The following is a 5099-nucleotide window of genomic DNA, read 5'->3' as shown; positions in this document are numbered from 1 at the left end:
GGCGCCGCGATCGTCTCGCTGGCTTGCAGGCGGCGCGCGAGTTCCTGCGGGTCGGGCATCTGGCCCGCGTGCAGCACGCGCAGCAGCGCCATCTCGGCGGCCTCCTGCGGCAGCGCCGCGCCCGTCACCTCGCCATGCCCCTTGAGCAGGAGCTGCCACAGCCGATGCAGCGTCGCATAGCCGAGCCGGCTCGCCCAATCGGCGAACGCTTCGCGCTCCTCGACCGACAGCGCCGGATCGACGCGCCCGCCCGCCTTGGCGCGCGTGATGCCGTGGACCGTCTCCAGCAGCCCCTTGAGCAAGGCCGCGGGCTCGACCCCCAGCGCATGCTGCGCCTCGATCGCGGCCAGCACCGCGGGCACGTCGCCTTCCAGCAGGCTGCCGAACAGCCGCCGGACGGCACCGCGATCGGAAAGGCCTAGCATGTCGCGCACCTGATCGGCGCTGACCCCCGCTTCCTCCATCGCGCCATGCGCGATCGCCTGATCGAGGATCGAAAGCCCGTCGCGCGCCGATCCCTCCGCCGCGCGCGCGATCAGCGCCAGCGCCTCGGGCTCGGCCTGCACCTGCTCGGCCGCGACCACCCTGGCGAAATGGCCGGCGAGCAGATCGGCGGGGATGCGCCGGAGATCGAACCGCTGGCAGCGCGACAGCACCGTCACCGGCACCTTGTTGACCTCGGTCGTCGCGAACAGGAATTTCACGTGCGGCGGCGGCTCCTCCAGCGTCTTCAGCAGCGCGTTGAAGGCGTTCTTGGAAAGCATGTGGACTTCGTCGATGATATAGACCTTGTAGCGCGCCGCCACCGCCGAATAGCGCACCGCCTCGATGATCTCGCGGATATCGTCGACGCCGGTGTGGCTCGCGGCGTCCATCTCGACGACGTCGATATGCCGCCCCTCGGCGATCGCCACGCAAGGCTCGCAGACGCCGCAGGGATCGATCGTCGGCCCGCCGCCGCCGTCGGGCCCGATGCAGTTCAAGGCCTTGGCGATCAGCCGCGCGGTGGAGGTCTTGCCCACCCCGCGCACGCCGGTGAGCAGGAAGGCGTGCGCCAGCCGGTCGCGCCTGATCGCATTGCCCAGCGTCTGGACCATCGCATCCTGCCCGATCAGTTCCCCGAACGTCTGCGGACGATATTTGCGCGCCAGGACGCGATAGGGCGGGGATTCGGGCACGTCGGCAGCCTAGCCGCTCAACCCCCGTTCGTCATCCCGGCTCCGATCCGTCATCCGCGAAAGCGGGAATTACGGAAGGAAAGGAAAGGCCGCCCGGATCGCTCCGGACGGCCTCTTCCATCGTTCAACTCTGAAAGATCAGGCTTCGTCGGCGGGGCCGGCGTCGCTCTGGATCTCGCCGGGTTCGGCGTTGGGGTCATAGGCTTCGGTGAAACCCGCCTCGTCGCGCTCGAACATCTGCGCCATCACGTCGACGCCCTGCGCCTGCATCTCGGCCTCTTCGGGCGAGCGCGCGACGTTGACCTTGATCGTCAGCGACACTTCGGGATGGAGGACTATCTTGACCTCGGTTACGCCGATCGCCTTGATCGGGCGATCGAGGATGACCTGGTTCCTGGCGACCTTGGCGCCATCCTCGACGAGCAGATCGGCGAGATCGCGCGCCGAAACCGAGCCGTAGAGCTGGCCGGTGTTCGAGGCCTGACGGATCAGCGTCAGCGTCTTGCCCTCGATGCCCTTCGAAGCCGCTTCGGCCTCCGAACGGCGCGTGGCATTCTCGGCGACGATATTCGCCTTGTTCGCCTCGAAGACCTTTTTGTTGGCCTCGTTGGCGCGCAGCGCTTTCTTGCGCGGCAGGAGGAAGTTGCGCGCGAACCCCGTCTTCACGGAGACGACGTCGCCGATCTGGCCGAGCTTCTCGACGCGTTCGAGCAGGATCACATCCATCGGAAAGGCTCCTTACTTAACGAGGTAGGGCAGGAGCCCGATATGCCGCGCGCGCTTGATCGCCTGGGCGAGCTCGCGCTGCTTCTTGGCCGAAACCGCGGTGATGCGGCTCGGCACGATCTTGCCGCGCTCCGAGACGAAACCCTGGAGCAGGCGGACATCCTTGTAATCGATCCGGGGCGCGTCCTTCGCGGAGAAGGGGCAGCTCTTGCGGCGGCGGAAAAAGGCACGTGCCATCTTGATCTCTCCTTAAGCCGCGTCGCGGCCGTAGCCGCCACGGTCGCCACCCCGATCGCCGCCCCGGTCGCCATCGTCGCGACGGGGACGATCCCGATCGCCACCGCGATCGCCGCGATCCCGATCGCCGCCGCGCTCGCGGCCGCGTTCCCGATCGCGCTCGCCACGGCGCATCATCGCCGAAGGGCCGGCTTCGTGCGCGTCGACGCGCACGGTCATGTAGCGGATCACATCCTCGTTGATCGCGGTCTGGCGCTCGAGCTCGGCGACCACGCCCGCGGGCGCGTCGATCTCGAGCATCACATAATGCGCCTTGCGATTCTTCGCGATGCGATAGGCGATCGAACGGAGGCCCCAGGCCTCGGTCTTGACGACCTTGCCCTGTCCATCCGCGACGATCTTGGTGGCGGCTTCCGCCAGCGCGTCGACCTGGGCTTGCGCCAGATCCTGACGCGCGAGAAACACATGCTCGTAGAGAGCCATGCCGTTACGTCCTGTCTTTGGCCGATCGCTGGCGTCCGCGACCATCGCGGCGCCCCTCCGGCTGTCGTTCGAAATCAAAACCGGGCGGAAAGGCTTGGAGCCTCCGCCCGGTTGACGGCGCCTATGGCCGAATTGCGCGCGGAAGGCAAGTTCACACCGCAGCCGTTTATTTTTGCCGCCGGCAATCTGGATCGGCCGCTCGCACGTATGTGCCCCTGCCATCGGCAACGGGCCGCAATTCAGGGAGCTTTTCAATGTACAGGATCATTCTCGGCGCGGCGGCGATCGCAGCAGCGACTCCGGCGTTCGCGCAATCCGGCCAGCCCACGAGCTGGACCGGCTTTTATGCGGGCGTCCGCGCCGGCTACAGCTTCCAGCCCGGCGACGGCGACGAACGCATCAACTTCGATAATAATCTGGATGGCCGCTTCGGCGATACGGTGCGCACGACAACGGGTGCCGACGCTTTCTCACCCGGTTTTTGCGGTGGCAAGGCGCGCGGTGCCACCCCCGCCGCGGGCTGCGTAAAAGACGAGGACAGCCTCGATTTCGGCATCCAGGCCGGCTATGATTTCGATCTCGGCAAGGTCGTCGTCGGGGCCATTGCCGAAGCCGGCTATGGTTTCGCCAACGATTCGGTTTCCGCGTTCAGCACGACGCCGGCATCCTATACGATGACACGGCGGATGCGCGAGAATTACGGACTGCGCGGTCGCGTCGGCTATGCGCTCGGCGCCTCGCGCAAGACCTTGGTCTACGGCACCGCCGGCGTCGTCTGGGCGAAGATGGAAAACAGCTTCCGATCGACCAACGCGGCCAATTCCTACAGCGAATTCGGCGACGATCATGTCTTCGGTTACCGGGGCGGCGGTGGCGTCGAACAGAAGGTCGACCGGCATCTCTCGATCGGGGTCGTGTATCTCTACACCAGCCTCAAGGATGATGGCGCAAGGCTGCACGTTTCGCGCGGCACGCAGCCGGCGACCAACCCGTTCATCCTGGCCAATGCCGCCGGCACCGACTTCATGCGCAGCCATTCGCGGTTCGTGACCCACAACGTCAGCGCGACCGCGAACTTCCGCTTCTGATCGGGCAATGCGGTGCCGGTTGCAGGCCGGCACCGCATGTTCAGATCGACCGTGCGAGCAGCGTGCCGATCCGCGCGTGGATCGCGCTGGTTTCGGTGGTCGGACGATCGGAGCCGGTGAGGTAGCTCGCGACGAGCAGCGGCGGTCTCGCGGGCGGCCAGAGCAGCGCGATGTCATTGTCGCTGCCATGCTCGCCCGAGCCGGTCTTGTCGGCGATCCGCCATTCCCGGGGCAGCCCGGCGCGAAACTTGGCGCCGCCGGTTTCGCAGGCGAGCATCCAGTCGGTGAGGCGCGTGCGGCTGGCGGGCGAGAGCAATTTGCCCAGCAACAGGCGCTCCATGCAGCCGATCATCGCCCACGGCGTCGTCGTGTCGCGCGGATCGCCGGGGGCGGCTTCGTTGAGCGTCGGCTCGGTGCGGTCGAGCCGGCTGGTCCGGTCGCCGATGCCGCGCAGGAAAGCGGTAAGCCCGGCAGGCCCGCCGGATGCCGCGAGCAAGAGGTTCGCCGCCGTATTGTCGCTGATCGTGATCGCCGCATGGCACAGTTCGGCGATGGTCGCGCTGCCGCCGGCGCGTGTCTTGGTGAAAGGCGCATAGCTAAGCAGATCGGCCTGGGTGACGGCCAGCACGCGATCGAGCCTCTCCAGTCCCCGGTCCACCCGCGCCAGGATATGCGCCGCGAGCAGGAATTTGAAGGTGCTGCACATCGGAAAACGCTCGTCGCCGCGCCACCCGAAGCGGCCGCGATCGCCGGTGTCGAATATTGCGAGACCGATCCGCCCACCAATCTCCCCTTCCAACGCCGCGATCCGATCGCGCAGCCGCGGCGGCAGCGCGCGGCCCGCCGAAGCGAGCAGCGCGACGCCGCCCGCGATCACCATCCGTCTGTGCATTCGGCCTCTCCCTTGCCAGCGGGCGCGACGCTTTCTAACCGCCGGACTTTCGTTAGCGAGGTCGGCGGGTGCGCGCATTCATCTTTCCCGGGCAGGGCAGCCAGGCGGTCGGCATGGGGGTCGATCTCGCCGCCGCCAGCGCCGCGGCGCGCGCGGTGTTCGAGGAGGTCGACGATGCGCTCGGGGCATCGCTCGCGAAGCTGATGGCGCAGGGCCCGGCCGACGACCTGACGCTGACCGAAAACGCCCAGCCGGCGATCATGGCCCATTCGCTCGCGGTACTGGCGGTGCTGGAGAAGGAGGGCGGAATCCGCCTCGCCGAAAAGGCCGAATATGTCGCGGGCCACAGCCTCGGCGAGTATAGCGCGCTCGCCGCCGCGCAGGCCTTCGATCTTGCGACGACGGCGCGGCTGCTCAGGCTGCGCGGGCGGGCGATGCAGGCGGCGGTGCCGGCGGGCGAAGGCGCCATGGCCGCGCTGCTCGGCGCCGATTTCG

Annotated in this window: 7 protein-coding genes; 2 read left to right on the top strand and 5 right to left on the bottom strand. The window is 67.7% G+C overall.

The genetic code is table 11. The features are described from left to right. From HUU94_RS08485 to rpsF, 4 genes are all read right to left on the bottom strand, one after another. Positions 1–1178 (bottom strand): DNA polymerase III subunit gamma/tau (locus tag HUU94_RS08485; protein WP_174274651.1); only part of this gene is annotated, 1178 nt, incomplete at its 3' end. A gap of 138 nt (positions 1179–1316) precedes the next feature. Continuing rightward, entirely contained in the window at positions 1317–1904 is a 588-nt protein-coding gene (gene rplI, locus HUU94_RS08480) for a 50S ribosomal protein L9 (protein WP_174274650.1), read from the bottom strand. A gap of 12 nt (positions 1905–1916) precedes the next feature. Continuing rightward, the gene (gene rpsR / locus HUU94_RS08475) at positions 1917–2141 is read right to left on the bottom strand and encodes a 30S ribosomal protein S18 (RefSeq protein ID WP_174274649.1); all 225 of its coding nucleotides are present in this window, start codon (positions 2139–2141) and stop codon (positions 1917–1919) included. A gap of 12 nt (positions 2142–2153) precedes the next feature. After that, positions 2154–2624: a 30S ribosomal protein S6 gene (rpsF, locus tag HUU94_RS08470; protein ID WP_174274648.1), complete on the bottom strand. Its 471-nt coding sequence runs from the start codon at positions 2622–2624 to the stop codon at positions 2154–2156. 254 nt (positions 2625–2878) lie between these two features. Here rpsF and HUU94_RS08465 point away from each other — a divergent pair, with 254 nt between their 5' ends. Continuing rightward, positions 2879–3712, top strand: a complete 834-nt coding sequence (locus HUU94_RS08465) for an outer membrane protein (RefSeq protein WP_174274647.1) — start codon at positions 2879–2881, stop codon at positions 3710–3712. 40 nt (positions 3713–3752) lie between these two features. On the opposite strand, the gene bla is transcribed toward HUU94_RS08465, so the two are convergent. Further along, positions 3753–4604, bottom strand: a complete 852-nt coding sequence (gene bla / locus HUU94_RS08460; protein ID WP_174274646.1) for a class A beta-lactamase — start codon at positions 4602–4604, stop codon at positions 3753–3755. Positions 4605–4672: 68 nt separating this feature from the next. Between bla and HUU94_RS08455 the strand changes: the two genes are divergently transcribed. Continuing rightward, on the top strand, positions 4673–5099 hold a 427-nt coding region (locus HUU94_RS08455), incomplete at its 3' end, for an ACP S-malonyltransferase (RefSeq protein WP_174274645.1).

It is taken from the genome of Sphingomonas bacterium (assembly GCF_903644055.1).
Lineage (GTDB): Bacteria > Pseudomonadota > Alphaproteobacteria > Sphingomonadales > Sphingomonadaceae > Sphingomonas_I.
The sequence above is the reverse complement of the archived record's forward strand: the minus strand, read 5'-3'. Positions and strand labels throughout refer to the sequence as shown.

Bases quoted from the DNA above. Each gene is read 5' to 3' on its own strand.
- bla (WP_174274646.1), bottom strand. From the start codon at position 4,604: ATGCACAGACGGATGGTGATCGCGGGCGGCGTCGCGCTGCTCGCTTCG.
- rpsF (WP_174274648.1), bottom strand. From the start codon at position 2,624: ATGGCTCTCTACGAGCATGTGTTTCTCGCGCGTCAGGATCTGGCGCAA.
- rplI (WP_174274650.1), bottom strand. From the start codon at position 1,904: ATGGATGTGATCCTGCTCGAACGCGTCGAGAAGCTCGGCCAGATCGGC.
- rpsR (WP_174274649.1), bottom strand. From the start codon at position 2,141: ATGGCACGTGCCTTTTTCCGCCGCCGCAAGAGCTGCCCCTTCTCCGCG.
- HUU94_RS08465 (WP_174274647.1), top strand. From the start codon at position 2,879: ATGTACAGGATCATTCTCGGCGCGGCGGCGATCGCAGCAGCGACTCCG.